Source organism: Roseibium litorale (assembly GCF_014842915.1).
Classification (GTDB): Bacteria; Pseudomonadota; Alphaproteobacteria; order Rhizobiales; family Stappiaceae; genus Roseibium; species Roseibium litorale.
On record NZ_JACYXI010000001.1, the window covers coordinates 704,456 to 727,720 of the forward strand.

15 protein-coding genes are annotated in these 23,265 nt (G+C 58.3%); 5 read left to right on the forward strand and 10 right to left on the reverse strand.

What is annotated here, in order from left to right:
- The first annotated feature begins 59 nt into the window (after positions 1–59).
- Together IG616_RS03505 and IG616_RS03510 are read left to right on the forward strand one after the other, a co-directional pair.
- Entirely contained in the window at positions 60–1,058 is a 999-nt protein-coding gene (locus IG616_RS03505; protein WP_192146403.1) for a Tim44 domain-containing protein, read from the forward strand.
- 566 nt (positions 1,059–1,624) lie between these two features.
- Positions 1,625–3,148: a methyl-accepting chemotaxis protein gene (locus tag IG616_RS03510; RefSeq protein WP_192146405.1), complete on the forward strand. Its 1,524-nt coding sequence runs from the start codon at positions 1,625–1,627 to the stop codon at positions 3,146–3,148.
- A 131-nt stretch (positions 3,149–3,279) separates the two neighbouring features.
- Here IG616_RS03510 and IG616_RS03515 read toward each other — a convergent pair whose 3' ends face one another.
- Together IG616_RS03515 and IG616_RS03520 are read right to left on the reverse strand one after the other, a co-directional pair.
- Positions 3,280–4,764 (reverse strand): methyl-accepting chemotaxis protein, encoded by a 1,485-nt coding sequence (locus tag IG616_RS03515; RefSeq protein WP_192146407.1) that lies wholly within the window; start codon positions 4,762–4,764, stop codon positions 3,280–3,282.
- A gap of 384 nt (positions 4,765–5,148) precedes the next feature.
- Positions 5,149–5,946, reverse strand: coding sequence for a HugZ family pyridoxamine 5'-phosphate oxidase (locus tag IG616_RS03520; RefSeq protein WP_192146409.1), 798 nt, complete (start codon positions 5,944–5,946; stop codon positions 5,149–5,151).
- A gap of 285 nt (positions 5,947–6,231) precedes the next feature.
- Between IG616_RS03520 and IG616_RS03525 the strand changes: the two genes are divergently transcribed.
- Positions 6,232–6,660, forward strand: coding sequence for a BA14K family protein (locus tag IG616_RS03525; protein ID WP_192146411.1), 429 nt, complete (start codon positions 6,232–6,234; stop codon positions 6,658–6,660).
- Between the two features lie 141 nt (positions 6,661–6,801).
- Here the strand turns inward: IG616_RS03525 and IG616_RS03530 are convergent, their stop codons facing one another.
- On the reverse strand, positions 6,802–7,674 hold the full coding sequence (locus IG616_RS03530) for an extensin-like domain-containing protein (protein WP_192146413.1): 873 nt from the start codon (positions 7,672–7,674) through the stop codon (positions 6,802–6,804).
- 340 nt (positions 7,675–8,014) lie between these two features.
- Here IG616_RS03530 and IG616_RS03535 point away from each other — a divergent pair, with 340 nt between their 5' ends.
- Positions 8,015–8,635, forward strand: coding sequence for a LysE family translocator (locus tag IG616_RS03535; RefSeq protein ID WP_192146719.1), 621 nt, complete (start codon positions 8,015–8,017; stop codon positions 8,633–8,635).
- Between the two features lie 35 nt (positions 8,636–8,670).
- Here IG616_RS03535 and IG616_RS03540 read toward each other — a convergent pair whose 3' ends face one another.
- Entirely contained in the window at positions 8,671–9,834 is a 1,164-nt protein-coding gene (locus IG616_RS03540; RefSeq protein ID WP_192146415.1) for a DUF2336 domain-containing protein, read from the reverse strand.
- A gap of 798 nt (positions 9,835–10,632) precedes the next feature.
- Between IG616_RS03540 and IG616_RS03545 the strand changes: the two genes are divergently transcribed.
- Positions 10,633–10,953: a hypothetical protein gene (locus IG616_RS03545; RefSeq protein WP_209007247.1), complete on the forward strand. Its 321-nt coding sequence runs from the start codon at positions 10,633–10,635 to the stop codon at positions 10,951–10,953.
- Positions 10,954–11,049: 96 nt separating this feature from the next.
- On the opposite strand, the gene metH is transcribed toward IG616_RS03545, so the two are convergent.
- The 6 genes from metH to katG form a co-directional block, all read right to left on the reverse strand.
- Positions 11,050–14,778, reverse strand: coding sequence for a methionine synthase (gene metH / locus IG616_RS03550; RefSeq protein WP_192146417.1), 3,729 nt, complete (start codon positions 14,776–14,778; stop codon positions 11,050–11,052).
- Positions 14,779–14,803: 25 nt separating this feature from the next.
- Entirely contained in the window at positions 14,804–15,718 is a 915-nt protein-coding gene (gene metF, locus IG616_RS03555; protein ID WP_192146419.1) for a methylenetetrahydrofolate reductase [NAD(P)H], read from the reverse strand.
- A gap of 2 nt (positions 15,719–15,720) precedes the next feature.
- Positions 15,721–16,731, reverse strand: coding sequence for an ArsR/SmtB family transcription factor (locus IG616_RS03560; protein WP_192146421.1), 1,011 nt, complete (start codon positions 16,729–16,731; stop codon positions 15,721–15,723).
- A 292-nt stretch (positions 16,732–17,023) separates the two neighbouring features.
- Positions 17,024–19,390 (reverse strand): mechanosensitive ion channel family protein, encoded by a 2,367-nt coding sequence (locus IG616_RS03565; protein WP_192146423.1) that lies wholly within the window; start codon positions 19,388–19,390, stop codon positions 17,024–17,026.
- A gap of 134 nt (positions 19,391–19,524) precedes the next feature.
- Entirely contained in the window at positions 19,525–20,610 is a 1,086-nt protein-coding gene (locus IG616_RS03570) for a DUF2336 domain-containing protein (protein ID WP_192146425.1), read from the reverse strand.
- Between the two features lie 436 nt (positions 20,611–21,046).
- Positions 21,047–23,230: a catalase/peroxidase HPI gene (gene katG / locus IG616_RS03575; RefSeq protein ID WP_192146427.1), complete on the reverse strand. Its 2,184-nt coding sequence runs from the start codon at positions 23,228–23,230 to the stop codon at positions 21,047–21,049.
- Between the last annotated feature and the right edge of the window lie 35 nt (positions 23,231–23,265).

The following is a 23,265-nucleotide window of genomic DNA, read 5'->3' on the forward strand; positions in this document are numbered from 1 at the left end:
GATCGAATCCCCACATCGGCATCGACCTGCCCCGCCGGGGCCTTTTGGAGGAGTTCTCGATGCCTGCTGCCGCCCGCTCTTTGCGCAAGACGACAGCCGTTTTCATTCTTGGCCTGGCAACGCTGTTCGCAGCTGCCGATTTTGCGGAGGCCCGCCGCGCGGGATCCAGCGGCTTTGGCAGCCGCGGGATGAAGACCTTTTCCGCTCCGGCACCGACAAAGACAACCCCGGGACAGGCCGCTCCCATTCAACGGACAATGACACCGCAACAGACCAATAAGCCTTCCGCAGGCACCCCCGCCTCCGGCGCAGCACAGCAGAGCCGGGGCCTCTTCGGTGGCTTTGGCGGCGCGCTCATGGGCGGCCTTCTGATGGGGGGCCTGCTGGGTATGATGTTCGGCGGCGGATTTGGCGGTGCTGCCGGGTTCCTCGGCATGATCGTGCAGATGCTTGTCATAGGTCTGCTCGTGTCGCTGGCCCTGCGCTATTTCCGCTCGCGCAAGCAGCCGCAGGCGGCAGGCCACACCTCAAGCCAGGCCAATAACCCGTTCCAGCAGGCTCCCTCCGCTGGCCAGCAGCGGGGCAATGTCTTCGGCTTTGGCGGCGGCAACAGCCAGGCCGCAGCCGGCAGGCAGGAGCAGGTCGACATGCCGATTTCCGTTGAGCCTGCCGATCTGGACCGGTTCGAGGAAATGCTGGCAGAAATCCAGGATGCCTATTCCCGCGAGGACTATGCGGCCCTCCGCAAGCTGGCAACGCCGGAAGCCATGTCCTTCCTTGCCGAAGAGCTTGGCGAACTCGCCTCGACCGGCAAGCGCAACACGGTAACAGACGTCAAGCTGCTTGAGGGCGACGTGTCCGAGGCCTGGAGCGAAGGTTCCGATGACTATGCCACCGTCGCCATGCGCTATTCGGCAGTGGATGCGGTTGTCGACCGTGCGAATGGCCAGCTCCTAAACGGCAGCCTGACGGAACCGCAGGAAAGCACAGAGCTTTGGACCTTCAAGCGCACAAATGGCGGAGAGTGGACGCTCGCAGCAATTCAGGGCACTGAGTAACGCCGCTTCGTTTGAATAGCAGCAAAAAATTGAAAGCCGGGCAAATTGTCCGGCTTTTGCTTTTCGAGAGATCCTCCTGAGAATGGCATCTCTGATTTTTGCTGACATGATTCTATGCAGACACAAGAGAGTCAAAAGCTCATAGAGCATCAGGAATATTGTAATTTACGACAATAACATTCATACAATAAGTTAATTTACTCCCATTATTAAATATATATACGATATAAATATTTGAAATAAATTGCTTTTCCCGTATTTGTTGTAACTCTTATTCACAGGTTGTAAACCTACTGAAGCTTTAAGTGAATGCATCAAATGCGTTCAAAGAGGGCTCTTCAATGCATTCAGCCATACTGAACTCCGTCTCAACGAAAATCCTGGGTTTGGTTGGCTTTGTCTCTTTGGCAACAATAGCCGTTTCGCTGGTCGGCATCTTGACGATGAAGGACATAGGCACGGAGCTAACCTCAATTGCCGAGAATGACATTCCCCTAACAAAAAATGTCAATGCTGTAACAACTCATCAGCTCGAACAATCCATTCTGCTGGAGCGCATGCTCAGATTGAGCCAGGTACCGGTAGAGACCGACACGGCTAGGCTTAGGAGCCTGGAAGACCGCATTGTTACCCTGACAGAAAAGGTTAAGGATGACCTCAAGGCAAGTGAAGCAATTGCGATGGAAGCCGTAAGACACTCTAAAACGCCGGAAGAAGAAACCGAGTTTCAGCGGACACTTCAAAGAATAAAATCCATTGAAACTGACTACATTACATTTGAAGAACACGTTCGCAGCATCATTTCAAAAATCGACGCTGGAGAAGCTTCAACCGCCGCTGATCTAGCTGAAACAATTATCGAAGAAGAAAAGCGTTTCGCAAACTCCCTGCTCGAAATGACGGCAGAACTGGAGGACTTCACCGCCAAAGCGGCGATGGCAGCAGAAGAGCATGAAAAATCCGGTACATCGAGGATGATTGCCATTTCGGGACTTTCCATCTTGATCGGCGCCGCAGGGGCTTGGCTGTTCGCCAGCCTGAAAATCTCGCGCCCGCTCCAATCGGTCGCCAATGCCCTTGGCCGCCTGACCGCAGGTGACATGTCGATTGACCTGGATATCCGGAGCACAGACGAAATTGGCCAGGTGGCGGATGCGTACGAGAAGTTCAAGATTACTTTGATCGAAATCGAGCGGCTCCGCCAGGAAGCAATCGAGGAAGAACACCGCATTGAGCAGGAGAAGCGCGAAGCCACCTTGAGACTGGCGAACGAGCTGGAACGGACGGTAAAATCCGTATCCGACAGTGTTGCAGACGCGGTGCGCGACCTGGAACAGACTGCCGCCGGCATTGCCGCCAACTCGGTACAGACCTCCGATCGCGCCAACACGGTGGCCGCCGCAGCAGAACAGTCCTCCGTCAGCATCCAGTCGGTCGCTGGCGCAGCGGAAGAGTTGAGCACTTCTATTCAGGAAATCAGCCGCCAGGTTATTGAGGCACTGGCCATCACCAACACCACATCCAATCAGGCCCGCGCCTCAACCGAGACGGTTGAAAACCTGACCAGCGCCGCCCAGCGGATTGATGATGTGGTCAGCCTGATCAACGACATCGCAGGCCAGACAAACCTTCTCGCCCTCAACGCCACGATCGAGGCGGCCCGTGCTGGAGAGGCCGGCAGGGGGTTCGCGGTCGTGGCCTCCGAGGTCAAGGCGCTTGCGACCCAAACGGCAAAGGCAACTGAAGACATCCGGAGCCAGGTCGAAGAACTGCAGAATGGCTCAACCTATACCCGCAACGCCATGATCAAGGTGATGGAAGCCGTTTCGCAAATGGATCAGCAGATTGCAGGTATATCCGCTGCGGTGGAAGAGCAGACAGCGGTTACCAGCGAAATCTCCCGGAATGTAACGGAAGTGGCCAGCGGCAGTTCAAACATCTCCGAGAACATCAAGGACGTCAGCATGGGCGCAAATGCAGCCAGTGCCGCTTCCGAAGAGCTGCGTGCGACCGTCGCCAGCCTGGCAAGTCAGAGCGACCTGCTGAACGAAAAGCTGGACACGTTCCTTCTGAGCATCCGGGCTGCATAGCAGCGGCCAGCGGAGAAGATCAAGCCAGGCGGCTCTCCCCGTGACACCACGACGCAAAAGGGGCAGGTCCAGGAACCTGCCCCTTTTCACATAGCTCTCCGGACAAATCAGAGAAGAGTTCCGGTCGTTCCCTACATGAGAGACGCGGAAGCTTCACGGACCTTCCGCGCGGACGCATCGATCTGCGAGGTTGAGGCGGAGATGGCCTGAATGTTGGTGCTGACCAGCTCCACGCCCGCTGCGGCGGTTTGCATGTTGGACGAGATCTCATTCGAGACGACCGACTGCTCCTCGACCGCCGTTGCGATGCTCGCCGAAATCTCGCTGATGCGGCTGATGATTTGCATCACAGCCTCGATCGACCTCACAGCCTGCTCTGTCGTGCCTTGAACGGATACGACCTGTGCTGAAATTTCTTCGGTTGCCTTGCTCGTTTGGGAGGCCAGGCTCTTCACTTCGGAAGCAACGACTGCAAACCCCTTCCCGGCCTCTCCCGCACGAGCGGCCTCGATGGTTGCATTCAGTGCCAGAAGGTTTGTCTGGTTCGCAATGCTGTCGATCAACTCGATAACACTGCCGATTGTCTTCGCATCTTCGGCCAGTCCCGCCATGATCGTTGTTGACTGCTCAGCTTCTGTGACCGCGGACTTGGATATGTCCAGAGCTGTTTGAACCTGTCTGCTGATCTCATGAATCGATGCCACCAGCTCTTCGGATGCCGCCGCAACCGTCTGCACACTGGAAGCTGTCTGGATTGATGTGGAGGCCGAGCTGGTTGCTTGCTCTCCCGCATTCTCCAATGCCATGGAGATCTCGTTCAAGTCCCTGTTGATTTCGGACTGTACACGCGCGCGGCGGTGCCGTTCGGTCACGCGCGCCGTCACATCCGTTGCAAACTTGACCACTTTGAACGGGCGGCCGGCTGCATCAAGGATCGGATTATAGGTCGCCTGGATCCAGACCGATTTCCCGCCTTTCCCAAGACGCTCATATTCGCCGGATTGAAATTTTCCTGCCTTGAGCTGGTTCCAGAATTCAGCATATTCAGAAGAGCGTGCGTATTCCGCCCCGACGAACATTTTGTGATACTGGCCTTTGATCTCTTCAAGCCGGTACCCAAGAGCACCAAGGAAGTTCTCATTGGCGTCCAGGATCTTACCATCCAGGTCGAAATGGATTACAGCCTGAGACTTGTTGATGGCCGCGATCTGCCCCTGGTAGTCTGCGGTCACCAGCTTGGCGCTGGTGACATCGGCCGCGATCTTGACAACGCCAACTGGCTTCCCAGCCTTGTTCAGGATCGGATTATAGGAAGCCTGGATCCAGACCGGGCTGCCGCTCTTTGTTATCCGCATGAACTCGCCAGCCTGGAACTTCCCTTTGGAAAGGTTGGACCAGAAATCAGAGTATTGAGCGGAGGCAGCATAGTCCTTATCGACAAAGATTCTGTGGCTCTTGCCTTTGATCTCTTCAAGCTTGTAGCCAAGAAGTTTCAGGAAGTTCTCGTTCGCATCGACAATTGTGCCGTCAAGCTTGAATTCGATAATCGCCTGCGATCTGCTGAACGCATCGAGGATCAATTCGCTTTTCGCACTACTTCCAAAAACACCGAACATCATTTCCCCCTAGGAACCGCGGCGTTGAATTTGACGTAAGGTTGCCGCTCTCCCGTTAAAAATTCATTGCGCTGATTTTATTCAAGAGCCAAATCTTCATGTAGTGTTTGACATAAATTGTATAAAAATAAGTATTTCCCTCTAGGCACAAAGAAGGATTTACTTGTAATCAAGAACACAAAAATGAGACAAAATCGCTCAAATATTTCTCATAAGTCATTGATTATAAAAGATTTTAATCACAATCAGAGAGTGCAAAAATTAAATACAATCCCAAGGGTATATATTCTTCGGAAAATTTAAAGTTCCCCCAGCTTTAATTACGAAAACCTTTCGATACAGGAACAGGCTCCGTTAAATCCGTTTAAGATTAGGCGTAGGTGTTTAGTCCTGAAACGAGGAGTGCCTTGCCGCGGCTGCCAGTTCCACGAGAGCTGTGCGCAGCTGGTCCGGTGACGAGAGTGGCAGCGGGAACCAGACCCGCGCCATGTCATCCCCAGCCCGGAGATCGATACCTTCAGGATCGATGGAAGCCAGCCGCCAATTCCCTTTGCCGGCTTTCGCCAAGACCTCTGCGTAAAGCGCAAGCGCATCGGCGTGGTCCGCATTCATATGACTGATCACGCCGGCCTCTCTCAGGGAAAACTCCGTGCACAAGGCTTGTTCCAGCAGCAAGTCCCCCCGGTTCAGAACGAAGGCCTTTCCGAATCCGCCATTCAGGCTGGCCCTCTCCAACCGCAGGGCGAAAAAGGAAAAATCGGCGAAATCCACATAGCGCTCGGCCTTCGGATGCCGGGCCAGATAACGCTGGCGCATCCGGTCATGAGCAGGTGCGCCCCGCTCCACTTTTTCCGCGTGACACATAAGCGTCACCCGTGGATGAGCGAGCGGATCGCCCTTGCCCGGCTCTCCCAGAAGCAGCGAGCAGCGGGCGTCTGCTGTCAGCGCTGAAGTGTGGCCTGAAAGGGCTGAAATCAAAATGAAGGGGGTGCCGTCCATGTCGGGCGCGAGCGCAACCCGGCTAGCCAACGGATGTCCGGTGCCAGGCTCAAGGGCGGCCAGAGAACCGAACCGTGCGCTGCGGATCAGCCCGCGCGCCAGCCTACGGGCCTCATCATCCAGAGGACGCAGAACCTCCTTGCGAGGCTGAGAACTGGCGGGAGAAGAATCTTTTGTGGTCATTTGGCTGCCCGGCCCGCAAGACTGCAGGCTTTCTGAACGGGCCGCGCAAGCCCGTGATGTCTCTCCACCGCTCTTTTACGACAGACACTGGTACAAAACAAAGCCTTACCGCGACGTTCAGGCAGTTCGCGAACATGAACGCCAGATGAACGGGGGTCTCAGAACCGGTTCAGTCCGCAAGTGGCATAGTCCAGTCATCGAAACACGGCGCTCAGCGCCAAGCGGCCTAAGCCAAGGTTCAAACCGGAGCTCAACCATGTGGCCGCCGAGACATGGAGACTGGATATGACCCTTTCCAAGCGCATTCTGACCGCCGTCCTGTCAGGCACCCTTCTGATCTCCGGACTGAACCTGGCCGAAGCCGGTCCGCGTCACGGCTGGAACGACGGCCCCCGCCACGGTTGGGACCACAATCCGCGCCCCCCGCGCTATGACCACCACCGCCGCCACAACAACAACGCAGGCGCAGCCGTGGCTGCAGGTGTGATTGGCCTGGCTGCCGGCGCAATCCTGCTAGGCTCCATGAACCAGCAGAGCCGTGCGGCCCCTGCGCCGTCCTACTATCCGCCGGCCCCTTATCCGGGCAGTGTCTCCTCCGGCCTGCAGCCGTGGAGCCCGGCCTGGTACCAGTACTGCGAAAGCCGCTACCGCTCGTTCAACCCGTCGACCGGTACTTTCACCACCTACCAGGGTGAGCAGCGCTTCTGCCAGTAAACCAAACCGGCACGGCCGATGCGCTGGACTGCCCCCGAGAGCCACAGGCCAGCCGAACTGGCCACCTGCCCTCCCAGCCATCAAGAGGGGCCGCTCACGCGGCCCCTCGCGCTGTTGCTCTCATGGCAACGGAGGCGGCCGCTACTGACAAATCAGATAGGTGCAGGTTTTTCCGTGACAGCCAATATCGACATGCAGATGGCTCTTGTGGTGCACATCGGCCTCCGGCCCCAGAACGGTCGTGAACCGCTGGCACGCAGCCGTATGCACCGCCCTGAGGAACCGGCCTTTGGGGCTGGGCTCAACTGCATTCTTGTCCCAATCGTCCGCAACCGTCACAGTTTCTCCTGAGGACAGGACAAAGCCGGCAATATCCAGGGCATTCCCGCGGGCATGCTCGGAAATCTTGCCCGTCTCGCCATTGTTGCGCAGCCGGCAGGAGTAGCCCGGACCAGTCTGAACCTTGACCAGATGCGCGCCCAGCAAAGTTTTGGACAGCGGCGCGACATCCTTGACCAGCCACTCGGCAACCTTCTCACCCAGAGCACAGGTCACCGTGGGCTCAGGCGAGAAACCCGCCTCCGGAGAAAGACGAAGCGTCGTCAGCTGAACCGCGTCCTCAAATCCGCACCCGCCATCTCCTTCGACCGGCGGCCTTGGCTCGAAGTTCGCCCTTTCGATCTTGCAGGCTTCACTTTTGAAGGCTCGCGCATCCGGATGCTGGTGCACTGTGGTCAATGGCCCTGAAGGTGTCAGTGGGCTTGGAGCTGCACCAGGGGCCGGTTTGGGCTCTGGGGCTGGAGCGGGCAGCAGGACAGAAGCCTCTGTTGCGTCCTCTTCCGGTTCACCAGCTCGGGCCGCCTGAGGTGTTGCCTCCCCCGGCTTCTGAACTTCGGTTTGAGGCTCTGGAGCGGCAGGTACAACAGCTTCACCCACTGCCTCTGGTTTTTCCAGCGGGATAGGCTCCACGTCCTTCATCGCGAGCGGCTTTGCCTGGGGAAAGGGTATCGTCATTCCGCGTCTGACAGGCCTTTTCCTGTTCTCCTCAGGGGCAAGAAGCTCCTCCAACGGCTTTACCAGCTCGCGGACGGCAGAAGGAAACGAAGACCCGGCTCCCTTGGCAGCAAAGCTTGCCCCAGGCAAAGCGGTCATCCCTGCTAGGAGCACAAGACAGATCACTCCCGTACGGACAGTCAGTCCGCCCCTGAAAGGTTCAAGGACGTTTCCTTGGTGGTGATCCGGGCGTTGACGCAGGAAGATCTTCATGGGCTAATTTCCCCCTTGTTTTTCCGCTCATTGAGGCAATTGACAGCCCCGGAACGGATCCGCCGTAAGGACACGCGAAACAATGCTCATGTCTATGGAACTCTTTGGCGCCTATGTGGTTGCAACAATCATTCTTCTGGCCATTCCCGGGCCAACAATCCTGCTGGTGATCAGCTATGCGATCTCGCATGGGAAGAAGTCTGCGGCGGCCAGTGTTCTGGGAGTAGCCTTGGGCGACGCAACAGCCGCCACCGCGTCTCTTCTTGGATTGGGGGCAATCCTGGCGACCTCGGCCTTCCTCTTCTCTGTGCTTAAATGGGTGGGGGCGGCCTACCTGTTCTGGATCGGCGTCAAGATGTGGCGAAGCAAGTCAAACGGCCTGAAGGCCGGAGAGGTGGAACATGCACCGCCCCGGAAGATCTTTCTTCACGCCTATGTGGTTACTGCCCTCAATCCGAAAGGCATCATTTTCTTCATGGCGTTTCTGCCTCACTTCATTTCGGCCAGCGCACCCGTCACACCCCAACTGTTGCTGCTGGGGACAACTTTCGTGGTTCTTGGCGTGGTGAACGCTGCGGTCTATGCCTTTGCGGCCTCGGCGATAGGTGACCGTCTGCGCAGCCCTTCCCTGATGAAGATCGTGAACAGAATCGGAGGCGGTTTCCTGATGTCTGCCGCCGCCATGACGGCAAGCCTGCAACGGGCGTAAGATGCAAGTGTAGCAAGCCGTGAAGATGTCTTACGTCACCCGGCGGTGGGGGGCGTTGCTGTCTTGGCTTTTTTCGGCAGTGACCTGCGGAATACGCCGCTCCTTTGAGGAGCAGTTTCCTCGTGCTCTTGTTCTTTAGGCTGGCACGAGGCCCGGATTGCCTTCAGCGACTCGACTGCCACTTCCTTTGAGAAGTTCTTGTAACGCTTGATTGCTTCTGCCACGTCCTGACCGGAAAGCCCCACCTTCCGCGCCCGGACGGTCAGGATATTCTTGAAGCCCTCATCTGAAACGCCACTGGCCTTGCAGACCACAATGAGCGTTTTCTCCGACTTTCCATAAATCAGCTGCGAAACACTCCCCATGGGCAGTTTGCTGACCTTCGCCAAGAGAATTCCGAGTTCGGCAAGCCCATCGTTCCGGATGAAATGCCTGATCCCCTCATCCAGAGAAACCGTTCCCTCAACCACCTTGCTGATGAAAAGCATGGCCTCCCGGCGGGTTGTTTCCAGCTTGGATGCCTGTTCCTTGACCGTGTCCACAGCCCGCTCGGCAAGAGCCTTGGCGAGAAGGCTGTCACCGCCCATGGCCTGAACCCGTTCGGCCATTTCTTCCGTTAGAAGATTGGCGAGCACACTGGCCGCGCAGTCCGGCAAATCTTTCCGCTTGATCAGAGCCATCTGAAGCCCCGGATAGGTTTTCACCTTATTCACAAGACGGGTGAAGGTCTCATTGACCATGGCCGCGCCGGTGTTGCCTGCAACCGTCTCCAGAACGCCCTCATCGCCCCGTTCAACCAAAACGCCGGTCACATTTTCCTGCACTTTCTTGCGGGACGCGATCGCCTCAAGATGCTCCATGGAGCAGGACCGGGCGATATCCTCCAGGTCTTTGGCGTCAAGAACATCGCTGTTCCGGAGAACTGCTTCGGCGACGGGAAAGTTGTCCGAAGCAAGCTTCGCCATAAGGTCGTGGGGCGCAGATGGGTGGTGGCACATCTTGAGCGCCAGGGAGATGCGTGTCTCCTCTTCAAGCTCATCCAGAACACGCATGATAATCTCGCCAAACAGAATGCTGATCTGTTCGGCATGATCTGGATCAGTTGTTACGAAAAGATCGGAGAGAGCCGTGACCAAGGTCTTGCGCCCTGCCGTGCTGTTGTCTTTCGCCAGCTCTGACAATCTTGACAGGCTCAGCATCAAACACCCCCGAAACCCGGCCTTCCTGCCCTGAATAGTAGGCAGCTGTCATTAACAACTTACTACCCGCAGCCCCTTAAAATCCATAGGGTTTAATACGAATCCTCAAAACGCCTCAAAGCCTTAAGCTGGAAAAGCCGCCGTTTCCGCCGATTTCCGCCCTGGCACAGCCCAAAGATGCGACATTTAGAAACATGTTCCCAGGGGATATATCCCAACACTTTGGCTAATTCCTTGAGAGAACGGATCAATTTTCTCCAGCTGCCCTGTATTTTGAAGATCTCAATCCCCAGGCCTTCGCACTGCAGCAACTTTTTTGCTTCGGATTGAAGGACCTGTCGCCTAAGATCTGTGCTGCAAATATCGAAGGTGATCGGGAGGCCAACATGCTACTGACGCGCAACCTGAACATGATTGCCTTTTTCGCCGCATTCGCATTCCTCGCAGCGATCGTGCTCGGGGTCCTTTAAGAACCGGCGGAACTGCCCTGGCAGGTATTCGGGCAGAAAACGACACATAGACCGCTGATTAGCGGCGAGCGTTGTTTTAGCTTATGATTTTAACCATCCGGCTGATCAAAAGCCGATGGTTGGAAAAATAAAATGAACTGCCCCATCTGATCCCCGTCTTCTTGGCCGGGGATTTTGTTTTGATGGCAAGCGTTCATATGGATGCCGAGTTTCCGGCTCAATTCCGGTTCACCCTGCCAGGGCGCCGGCTGTTGCAGCACTTATCTGTCACAACCGTATTTCCTGCACGTCTCCCGGAGGTATCCAACTTCCAAAAGGGAAAGTGAACATGGCAACGATCATTTGGGGTGTCGTCAAATCCGACGGCTCGATCCTCTCCGGCAGCACGGGCAATGGCACTGGCTACAATTTCAATGTCGTCAACCAGTCTGCAGGTGTCTATCAGATTCAGTTTGATGATGACTTTGACGCCACTCCGGCGATCACAGGATCGCAGGTCCTTTGGGGTAATCTCGGCCAGAACCCACTGGACAACATCGTTTTCCCCTATCTGAACGAAAACGGGGCCACGGCCATCGTGGGCGATTCCAACGGCAGCCATCAGAACCGGAGCTTCTCCTTTATCGCCATTGGCCCCGACGGACGCTAAACTACGTGTTCCAGCGCTATTGCGCCCGAAACACAAAACCCCGCAGATCTTGCGATCTGCGGGGCAATGATTGGCCAGAGGCAAACGGGCTGGACCTTACTCCGCCGCGACCAGGCGCCGGGGATCGTAATTCAGAATCGGCGCGAGCCAGCGTTCGGCAAGCTCCACATCCCATCCCTTGCGGGCGGCATAATCCTCGATCTGATCCCGCTCGATCTTGCCAACCCCGAAATAGTGGCTTTCGGGATGCGAGAAATAGAGACCGGACACAGCCGACCCCGGCCACATCGCATAACTCTCGGTCAACTGAATACCGGTTGCCTTTTCGGCATCCAGCAGATCAAACAGGGTCCGCTTTTCGGTGTGATCCGGCTGAGCCGGATAGCCCGGAGCCGGACGGATGCCCTGGTACTTCTCGGCAATCAGTTCCTCGTTGCTGAGGGTTTCATTGGGCACATAGCCCCAGAGTTCCTTACGGACGATCTGGTGCAGCTTTTCGGCAAAGGCTTCCGCCAGACGATCTGCCAGAGCCTGGCTGAGGATCTTGTTATAGTCGTCGCCCGCCTTGGCGTAGCGTGCAGCCAGCTCTTCCTCACCATGACCGGCCGTTACCGCGAAGCCGCCGATCCAGTCGGCAATACCACTGCCTTCCGGGGCGACGAAATCGCCCAGCGCCACATTGGCACGTCCGCCTGCCGTCCGGCTCATCTGCTGGCGCAGGCCATGCAGAACGGCCCGCTCGGAGGTGCGGCTCTCATCATTGAAAAGAACAATATCGTCTCCCCGCCCGGCCGCAGGCCAGAACCCTGCCACACCACGGGCATTCAGAAGCTTCTTCTCGACGATCTCGTCCAGCATCCGGCGGGCATCATCATAGAGCGCCTTGGCTGCCGGGCCGTAGCGGTTGTCGGTCAGAACCTCCGGATAACGGCCCTTGATTTCCCAGGTCGAGAAGAACGGCGTCCAGTCGATAACCGGCACCAGCTCTTCCAGCGGGAAGTCGTCAAACACTTTCGTTCCGAGGAAGGACGGCTTGACCGGCGGATGCGCCCTGAAGTCCGGCTTCAGGCGGTTTGCCCGGGCAGCCGCAATGGTCACGCGCTGAGAAGCTCCGCGGCTGCGGGCATGCTCTTCGGCGATCTGGGCATACTCATCCCGGACTTCCGCATAATAGGGAGCGCGGGCTCCCTCGCTCATCAGGCGGGAGGCAACACCGACCGCACGGCCCGCGTCAGTTACATAGATCGCCTGGCCGCGGTCATAGTTCGGATGGATCTTCACCGCAGTGTGGACACGGCTGGTCGTTGCCCCGCCGATCAGCAGCGGAACGTCCAGTCCCTCGCGTTCCAGCTCAGCCGCCACATGGCACATTTCGTCCAGCGACGGCGTGATCAAGCCGCTGAGGCCGATGATGTCGACCTTCTCCTGCTTGGCCACTTCCAGAATCTTCGTGGCAGGCACCATCACACCGAGATCAATGACCTCGAAGTTGTTGCACTGGAGAACGACGCCCACGATGTTCTTGCCAATGTCGTGCACATCGCCCTTCACCGTCGCCATCAGGATCTTGCCTGCAGAGGAAACGCCGGTGAGGCCCTGTTCTTCCTTTTCCTTCTCCATGAAGGGCATCAGGTGAGCCACGGCCTTCTTCATGACACGGGCAGATTTCACCACCTGCGGCAGGAACATCTTGCCCGAGCCGAAGAGGTCGCCGACCACGTTCATGCCATCCATCAGCGGACCTTCAATAACGTGCAGCGGGCGGTCGAAGCTCTGGCGGGCCTCTTCCGTGTCCTCGACCACATAGTCGTCGATCCCATTGACCAGCGCATGCTCAAGCCTCTTGGCGACCGGCAGCGTGCGCCAGGTGAGATCGGCTTCCTTCTTCTTGCCGCCCTCGCCTTTCCAGCGCTCGGCAGCTTCCAGAAGACGGTCCGTTGCGTCCGGTGACCGGTTGAGGACCACGTCCTCGCACAGTTCACGCAGCTCCGGCTCCAGCTTGTCATAGACGGCCAGCTGACCGGCATTGACGATGCCCATGTCCATACCGCGCTTGATAGCGTGATACAGGAATACGGAATGCATGGCCTCGCGCACCCCTTCATTGCCCCGGAAGGAGAAAGAGAGGTTCGACACGCCGCCCGACACATGGGCATGGGGCAGGTTCTCGCGGATCCAGCCGGTCGCCTCAATGAAGTCGTTGCCGTAGTTGTTGTGTTCCTCGATCCCGGTTGCCACCGCGAAAATGTTTGGATCGAAGATGATGTCTTCCGGCGCCAGGCCAACCTTCTCGGTCAGCACCTTGTAGGAGCGCTGGCAGATCTCGATCTTGCGCTCGTAGGTGTCTGCTTGACCAGTCTCGTCAAAGGCCATGACCACGACAGCGGCACCATAGCGGCGCACAAGCTTGGCCTGGGCGATGAAGGCCTCTTCGCCTTCCTTCAGCGAGATGGAGTTCACAACGCCCTTGCCCTGAATGCACTTCAGGCCAGCCTCGATGACGGTCCACTTGGAACTGTCGATCATGACGGGAACACGGGCGATATCCGGTTCGGCCGCCATCAGGTTCAAGAAGGTGACCATGGCGGCTTCCGAATCAAGAAGCCCTTCATCCATGTTGACGTCGATGATCTGCGCGCCGTTCTCCACCTGATCGCGGGCAACTTCCAGAGCCGTCGCATATTCGCCTTCACGGATCAGCTTGCGGAACCGGGCCGAACCGGTCACGTTTGTGCGTTCACCCACATTGACGAAATTGACTTCCGGCGTGACGACGAAGGGCTCCAGACCAGATAGGCGCATATGGCGCGGCACATCCGGGATGACGCGCGGCGCCTTGCCAGCAACCACTTCGGCAATGGCCTTGATATGGGCAGGCGTGGTGCCGCAGCAGCCGCCGACCACGTTGACAAGACCCGCATCTGCGAATTCCGCGAGTAGGCTCGCCATATGGGCCGGGCTCTCGTCATATTCGCCGAATTCGTTCGGCAGACCGGCGTTCGGATAGGCACAGACAAGCGTGTTGGCGACACGGCCAAGCTCGTCCACGTGAGCCCGCATTTCCTTTGCGCCAAGCGCACAGTTGAGGCCGATGGTGAGCGGCTGAGCGTGACGAACCGAGTTCCAGAACGCTTCCGGCGTCTGGCCGGACAGGGTACGGCCGGACAGATCGGTGATCGTGCCGGAAATCATAACCGGCAGTTGAAGCCCGACTTCCTCGAAGACTTCGTCAATGGCGAAAAGGGCGGCCTTTGCGTTCAGCGTATCGAAGATAGTCTCGACAAGGATGATGTCCGCGCCGCCAGCGATCAGACCGCGAACGGCCTCCGCATAGGCAATGCGCAGGTCATCGAAGGACACGGCCCGGAAGCCTGGGTTGTTCACGTCCGGCGAAATGGACGCGGTGCGGTTGGTTGGCCCGAGAGCGCCGGCGACAAACCGGGGGCGCGAGGGATCCTTTGCGGTCACCTGATCGCAGGCCTCGCGGGCAAGCCGCGCGCTGACTTCGTTCAGCTCATAGGCCAGCGCCTCCATGCCGTAGTCGGCCTGGGCGATCGTGGTCGAGGAGAAGGTGTTGGTCTCGATGATGTCGGCGCCGGCCTCCAGATAATCCACGTGGATGGCGCGGATCGCATCGGGCTGTGTCAGGCTCAGAAGGTCATTGTTGCCCTTCACGTCGCGCGGCCAATCGGCAAAGCGGGCGCCGCGGTAATCCGCTTCGCTGAACTTGCGCTGCTGAATCTCTGTCCCCATCGCCCCATCCAGGACCAGAATCCGGGACGCTGCGGCCTCTTGCAGAAGGGCGAACACTTTACTCTTTTCCACTTTTCAGTCCTTCCGGGTCCGGATCTCAGGCAGCCTGCTGTTCGGAGCTGTCGCCCCCCATGCCGAGCATGCGGCAGAGGGCATAGGTCAGATCGGCACGGTTCATGGTGTAGAAATGGAAATCGGACAGACCGCGGTCGACCAGATCCATCACCTGCTCGCAGGCAATGCCGGCTCCCACCAGCTTGCGCGTTTCCGCATCTTCGCTGAGGCCAGAGAACCGGCGGGCAAGCCATTCTGGAATGCTCGTGCCGCACCTGGATGAAAACTGAACCGTCTGTTCAAAGTTCTGAATCGGCAGAATGCCTGGCACCACCGGAATGGAGATGTTCGCCTTGGCAAGGCGTTCCCGGTACGCGTCGAAGAGGTCGTTGTCGAAGAAATACTGAGTGATGATCCGGTCAGCGCCTGCATCCACCTTACGTTTAAGGTTCTCGATCTCGACGTCCCAACCGGCGCTTTCAGGATGCCGCTCCGGATAGCCGGAAACGCAGACATCAAAGTCACCGATCTTCTTGATGCCGGCCACCAGATCGGAAGCATAGGCATAGCCTTGCGGGTGCGGCCGGTAGGGCTCGCCGATGCCTTCCAGCGGATCGCCGCGCAGAGCTACGATGTGGCGTACTCCCATGTCCCAATAATCGCGGATGATCGCGTCCACTTCCTCGCGGGAGGAGCCAACGCAGGTCAAATGGGCTGCCGGAGCCAGATCTGTTTCCTTGAGGATCCGGTCCACGGTCTTGTGGGTGCGCTCGCGGGTGGATCCGCCTGCGCCATAGGTCACGGAGACGAACGAGGGGCGCAGCGGCGCCAGCCGCTCGACGGTTGCCCAGAGCGTTTCGGCCATCTTGTCGGTCTTCGGAGGGAAGAACTCGAAGGAGGCGTTAATCGGCGCGGCTTCTGTTTCGCGGGAACGGCGCGAAGCGTGAGCGTCGGACATGGTCAGGCAACCTCTCGGGTAGTATTGGCAAGCGGCAGATCCGTCACGATGCGCGGGTCGCGGGCAAGCCAGAGTGTCACGGTCAATTTGGTGTCGTTATCGGTTTGGGGAGCCAGATCGGTGACCTGCTCCATTTCGAGATCCAGCGCTTCCACCCAGCGGCGCATCTGGTCATGGCCAAAGCCCAGGCGGCGGTGAGCGTGCGTTTCGCGCAGGAACTCCAGCTCGTGGGGCGCAAAGTCGATGATCAGCAGCCGCCCGCCGGGACGCAGAGCTCTAGCCGCTTCCGCCAGTGCACGCGCAGGATCATCAAGGAAGTGCAAAACCTGGTGCACGGCCACCACATCAAAGGAGCGCGGCGGAACATTCAGGGCATAGATATCCCCATGGCGGACCTGCGCATTGGACAAGCCGCTACGGGCAAGATTGGCTCTGGCGACAGACAACATGTCATGAGACGCATCAATGCCCAGCGCCGAGGTGTAACGGCTGGAGAGAAGCTCAAGCAGACGGCCCGTGCCAGTGCCCAGATCCAGGAAGCTCTGGAACGGTTTGTCGCCCAGCGCCGACAGCAGAGCTTTTTCCACGTCGCTGTCAGCGGCATGCAGGGACCGCTCGGTGTCCCAGGTCTTGGCCTTTGCGGCAAAGTAGGCCGCAGCTTCCTCGGCCTTTGCCTTGCGGATTGCCTGGAACCGTTCGCGGTCGCCGCTTAGAACAGGATCGTCCTTGGAGATCCGGCTGATCAGATCCCGCGCCGCATCGGCAGCAGGCCCGTCCGCAAGCCGGTAATAAACCCAGGAGCCTTCCGGGAACCGCAGGATGAGACCGGCCTCAGCCAGAAGCTTGAGATGGCGTGAAATACGCGGCTGGCTCTGGCCGAGGATAGCTGTCGCATCCTTCACCGTCAGTTCGCTTTCGGAGAGCAGGGCAATGAGCCGCAAACGCGTTGCCTCACCCACCGCCCGAAGGGCTGCAAGGGTGTCGTCAACGGAGAGCTTGAGTTCGTCAGCCATGAACATGAACCATCAATGTCGATATAAAGATATCTTTATACGACACCGAACGGAATGACAAGCCAGAAACCACAGCTCGCCAGAAGCAAAAGCAGGGACAACCAATACGGTTAGCGGAACGCCGGAGACAGGTCCTTACGGCCGGGGCGATGTCAAAGCCCCTGGGATAGCCGGCAAAAAACCCTTCAGGAAAAAGCAGACAACCCCGGCAATCCGGATCAGGACAGTCCTCGAAGGCACCGGCAACTGGAGCAGGATTTTCAGCTCAAGAGTGCCCCGTTCAGGTAACGGGTTATGCCTCCCGGCCCGCGCCTTGTTCCTCCAAGGACCGCAACGCCGCACCTCCGGCAGCCACTTTCTGCTCCGGGCTCAAGGCCGCACCGCCGCTGACATCTGCCACGCGAACAGTAACCTGGCGATGCGCGAACTTGATGCCATTCTTCTCAAACAGCTCCTGCAATCCGGCATAGACGACCTTGCGCAGCTCGAACTGCTTGCCCGGACGCGTGGTGAACTTAACCCGCGCAACCATGGCAGAATCCTCCATGGACATGATCCCCTGCGACTTGAGCGGCTGCAGGAACATCGGCCCGTAGTAGGGGTCATCGAGAAGCTGCTGACCGAACTTCTTCACGATCTTGCGCATCAGCTCGACATCCGTGTCATAGGTCACGCGGAACGCCAGCTTCATGATCGCCCAGTCACGGGAGTAGTTCTCCACGCGCTGGATCTCGCCAAAGGGCACGGTCGTCAATGCTCCCCTGTGGTGGCGCAGCTGCATGGACCGGATCGAGATCTTCTCGACAACCCCTTTTGCGCTGCCGATGTCGATGTACTCGCCCTTCCGGAAAGCGTCGTCGATAAGGTAGAAGGCTCCCGAGAAGATATCACGGATCAGAGTCTGCGCTCCGAAGCCAACCGCCAGACCGACCACGCCGGCACCTGCGAACAACGGCCCGATGTCGACCCCCATCTGGGAGAGTGCGACCATGCCGGCAATAGAGACAATCGTGATCAGCAGGAAATTGCGGAAAATCGGCAGGAGGGTCGCGATCCGGCTTTCGCCAGCGCCCCCAATCTCCATTTCATCACTGTGCCCATCTTCCTTGCCCTGGGAACTGATGTGCCGGTCGATGGCGATTTCCACGGCCCGGTAGGCCATGTAGCCAAGGAACGCGACCAGAAGCACATCAGAGAACTGCTCGAGAGGGCTTTCATGGCCGGACGAGCCTCCCCAGGACCGCAGCAGCAGCTCCAGACCGACAAAACCGGCCAGGATTCCCGCTCCGTGATCCAGCAGACTGCGGAAAGGAGCTCTCTGACTTTCCCGGTCTTCGGCGATTGCCCGAGCCTGAGCGATTGTCGCCGCAAGATCTTCCTCAGCCCCCTCCGTCGCTTCGGCGCGGAGGATGTCCTGCGCAATACCGGTTTCCACCAGCTCCGTATCCAGACGGGGCAGAAGCAGACGGTCAATGATCAGGACAAAAACACCATAGGCAATACCCGCTGCCAGGAGCGCCTCAATCGGGGCGATCACCAATCCGGTTCCCGACGGCAGGTCCAGCAGGATGCGAACCGCGGAAATAAGAAAGGCAAGCAGGAAATACCCTGCTGCCAGAATGTGCCAGCCCTTGCCGAGCACCCGGCGCCACAGCGGCGCGCTTTCCGCGTCCTCTCCCTGAATCAGTCTTCGGACAGGGGCCCTGAACGCAATGACAATCCAGACAAGAATGAGAGACCCGGCAAAAGCAGAGGCAATCTGGGTCAGCTTGAGCGCATCAGGCTCCAGCCCCAGACGGCCCATCAGCGTCGTTACCGCAAAGAAGAGCCCTGCCACCGCAGTCCCGAACAACAACGCGCCGTAGAGCCTGCCAGCCTCCTTATTACTCAGCTGGACCATACGCGCCCGCTCATCATAAGGGGACAGCAGGCTCAGATAGACCGTCCGAATGACAAGGAACAGGGCAGCTACACCGAGAAGGATCATCGCGGACTGATGCGCAACCGCAGGCCCACGGCTCAGAGCAAGCAACACCGCGCCACTGACAACAACAAACGCAACGATGCCGATCAGCATCGCGATGGCGCGCAGGAAAAGGTAGGCAATCCGGTCAGCTCTGTGCCGGTTCTCCCGCTGCAGCAGATTGTCGAACTGGCGAAGGCCCCACTTTCCGACCAGTTGCATAAAGAACCCGCCAATGACGAACCCCACAGCCGTGACCAGGAGAGTCGTTCCAATCCAGTCAAGACTGCCGTTCATGCCCTTTGCACGCAGCATTTCAGTGACTGAGCCGGGCAGCTCTGGCGCCATCTGGAGAATATTGCGGGCAGCGTCCCGGGCAGCCAGACCTCGGTCCAGATAAAGATCGGTCATCTCGTCCATATCCGCCTCAATTGCGGCCACCGGCGCAGGGGCTGCTGAAGACGTCTCGGGCGGCGTCCCGTTTTTTGCAGCCGCGGCTGAAAAGAGCCCTGGAATTCCTTGGGCTCCCGCCCCTGATCCGCAGAGCCCGGTCAGAACAACAAGCGCCGCGAGGAAGACAGCGAACACCTGCAGGCGCTCACCCCGCATCCGCTTGCCTGAGGACCTGCTCCGGGACAAGCGGTAGCATGTGGAAAGGAAATCCTGTTTTGCTCCGAGCAGCTTCTGATCGCCCATCACACCCCCCGATGTTCGCGCATTTGATCCGGACTGATCCGCGATCCGTCTGAGAGATACTCTATCTCAAAACAAAAGCGGCAGCCCGTGTAATAGACTGCCGCAAGTTGAGGATTTGCAAATTTCACTCAAGGTCAGTTCAGAACCACATGGCTCCAATGCGCGATACGCCGCTTCGCCTCACCTGTACTCATGCGCTCGAAGACGCGCATGGCCTCTGCCCGCGCCTCGGGAGTAAGGCGCTGGCGCCAGGGCCCAACCGACAATAGAGACGAAACGGTGATCGCCGAGAGCCCCGCTGCCCGCGCCACAACGACAAACGGCTCCGGATCCGCGCGGACCATCCAGTGGCTCGCCTCCTCCACGCCGCAACGGACCATCCACGCAAAGCACGCAACGGCTTCGGGGAAAGCGTCTTCGGCAGCAAAACGGCGCAGGCTCGCTTCATTGACCATGCCCCGCTTTCCGAGAAGCAGAACGCGCTTGCAGGCCGTTTCAAAATCGTAGCGGGACAGCCAGTATTCGTTTGTGATCCGCTGAGCGACCACGTCATTGACGTCGCCGAGACGGTCGGCCTGGTTCGTTTCACCTTGCCCCAGCAACTTGCGGCGGACTTCGTCACTGGCAACACTCACAAGCTTGCGGATATGATGTTCCGCCAGATCTCCACGGTCACTCAGCGAAAGCTGGATCGTGGCATCGGCAGCGCCCTCGCCGATCAGCCGCATCAAGGTTTCGTCAGAAAAAGCCGCACCTGCATTGCCCGCGAGCTGGCGCTTGACCTGCAGGTCACCGCGCTCGACCAGCACATCCGTCACGCCTGAAGACAGGCTGCCACGCTGCGCGATTGCAAAGAGATGACCAGATCCGTTCTTTTCTGCAATCTCAAGAAGATCCGCATCCGCAAGAACCGGAGATTCGCGCAGGATTGGCCCTGCGACAGAAATCTCGTCCTCCGCGAGCGAACGGATCGTTGCACCCGGACCGCGCTTCAGGCTGGCGAGCTGTTCGGCTACATACCGCCGGACCTCGACCTCCACCATGCCGATAAGGCGCAGGAGAACACCGTCGTAGGTCTGCACCTGCGCGTCGGAGCAACGGTCCGAGGTGAAGGCAAAAAGCGTCGCCACATGCCGGGCAAGCTCTGCACTGCGAGACTGTCCCGTCGATCCGTCTAGTTCCTGGAAATTGACAAGTTCGGTCTTGAACTCTTTGGTCATGCTTCGGCACCTGGTTCATTGCTGGGCGAAGCTGCATCATGACCTTCAAGAATAAAGATCGAAAAAACGGAAACCACCGGAATAAAAACAAATTTAGATCAAACTGTAATCATCCAAATCCAGAGACATTTGGAAATGCCTTATCTATCTGAATAATATTCCTTTTTTCATGCAAAGCCAGACCTGCCCCGATTTATATTTCCACACATTGCTACCATTTTTCAGGGGAGGCCAGCTTTGCGGAATGCAAAGTATACTCGCAATAGTAGAGCTAACGATACGTCATGTACAACTTGAATTCCGCTTTGCAGCACGCAAAAATACTTAAGAGTGAGCGTCTTGATAATAAAAAGGCGGCACTGAGGCCGCCTTTCTGTAGACTTCTTAACATTCCCGCCACCGGGACCAGCCTTCACAGGACCGGCCGGAAGCTGATTCAGGCGATATCGAACCGGTCAGCGTTCATCACCTTCACCCAGGCCGCGACAAAATCATTGACGAAGCGGTCGAAGGAATCGTCCTGGGCATAGACCTCGGCATAGGCCCGCAGGATCGAGTTCGAACCGAACACCAGATCTGCCCGTGTTGCCGTGTAGACCTTCTCACCGGTCTTGCGGTCACAGATGTCGTAGGTGTTCTTGCCGGTCGGCTTCCAGGTGTAGGCCATGTCGGTCAGGGTCACGAAGAAGTCGTTGGTCAGAGCCCCTTCCTGATCCGTGAACACGCCATGCTTGGTGCCGCCATGGTTCGTACCGAGCACACGCATGCCGCCGAGAAGGACGGTCATTTCCGGACCGGTCAGGCCCATGAGCTGAGCACGGTCGAGCAGCAGCTCTTCCGGGCTGACCACGTAATCCTTCTTGACCCAGTTCCGGAAACCATCATGAATCGGTTCCAGGGACGCGAAGCTTGCTGCATCGGTCATCTCGTCGGTCGCGTCGCCGCGGCCCGGCTCGAAGGGAACGGACAGTTCGTAACCAGCGGCGTCTGCGGCCATTTCGATCCCGACATTACCTGCCAGAACGATGGTATCGGCCACAGAAGCACCGAAGGCTGTTGCCAGCGGCTCCAGAACGCTCAGAACCTTAGCGAGACGGGCCGGCTCGTTGCCTTCCCAATCCTTCTGCGGCGCCAGACGGATGCGGGCGCCGTTCGCACCACCGCGCATGTCGGACCCGCGATAGGTGCGGGCGCTGTCCCAGGCCGTGGACACCAGTTCGGAAACCGACAGACCGGAAGCGGCAATCGCGGACTTCAAACCACCGATGTCATAGTTTTTTTCGCCAGCGGGAACCGGATCCTGCCAGATCAGAACTTCCTTCGGCGCATCCGGACCGATGTAGCGGACCTGCGGACCAAGGTCGCGGTGGGTCAGCTTGAACCAGGCGCGGGCAAAGGTGTCGCGGAAATAGGCCGGATCGGCCATGAACTTTTCGCAGATGGCACGGTAGGCCGGGTCCATTTTCATGGCCATGTCAGCATCGGTCATCATCGGCATCACGCGCTTGGACGGATCGCTCGCATCCACCGGCATGTGTTCTTCCTTGATGCCGACCGGCTGCCACTGGGTCGCGCCCGCCGGGCTCTTAGTCAATTCCCACTCGTAGCCGAAAAGCAGCTCCAGATAGCCGTCATCGAACACGGTCGGGTTGGTCGTCCAGGCCCCTTCGATGCCGGAGGTGATGGCATTGGCGGCCTTGCCGTTCTGATTCGGGTTGACCCAGCCCAGACCCTGGCTTGTGATGTCGTCTGCTTCCGGCTCCGCACTGAGCGTGCCCGGGTCGCCAGCACCATGCGCCTTGCCGACAGTGTGGCCACCGACGGTCAGCGCCGCGGTTTCCTCGTCGTTCATGGCCATACGTGCGAAGGTCTCACGGACCTGCGCCGCGGTCTTCAGCGGATCGGAAACGCCATTCACCCCTTCCGGGTTCACATAGATGAGCCCCATCTGAACGGCCGCCAGCGGGTTTTCCATGGTGTCCGGCTTGGCAACGTCTTCGTAGCGGTTGTCGGACGGTGCCAGCCATTCCTTTTCAGCGCCCCAGTAGACGTCCTTTTCCGGATGCCAGATGTCTTCGCGGCCGAAGGAGAAACCAAAGGTCTTCAGGCCCATGCTTTCATAAGCCATGGTGCCGGCGAGCAGAATAAGGTCGGCCCAGGAAACGGCGTTGCCATATTTCTTCTTGAGCGGCCACAGCAGACGGCGGGCCTTGTCCAGGGAGACGTTGTCCGGCCAGGAGTTCAGTGGAGCAAACCGGATGTTGCCGGAGCCGCCGCCGCCACGGCCATCGGCCAGACGGTAGGAGCCTGCAGAGTGCCAGGACAGGCGGATCATGAGACCGCCGTAATGGCCCCAGTCAGCCGGCCACCACTCCTGACTGTCAGTCATCAGCGCCTTGAGGTCTTCTTTCAGGGCTGCAACATCCAGCTTCTTGAGCTCTTCCCGGTAATCAAAGTCTTCGCCGAGCGGGTTCGACTTGGTGTCATGCTGATGCAGGATGTCGAGGTTTAGAGCCTTGGGCCACCAGGAGGTGTTGCTGTTGCCGGTTTCAGTCATGCTGCCATGCATGACGGGGCATCCACCCATGCCGCTGTTGGCTTCTTTGAGCTTCGCGTCCATCGTTTCTCTCCAACTTTTATCTGCAGTGTTCGTTC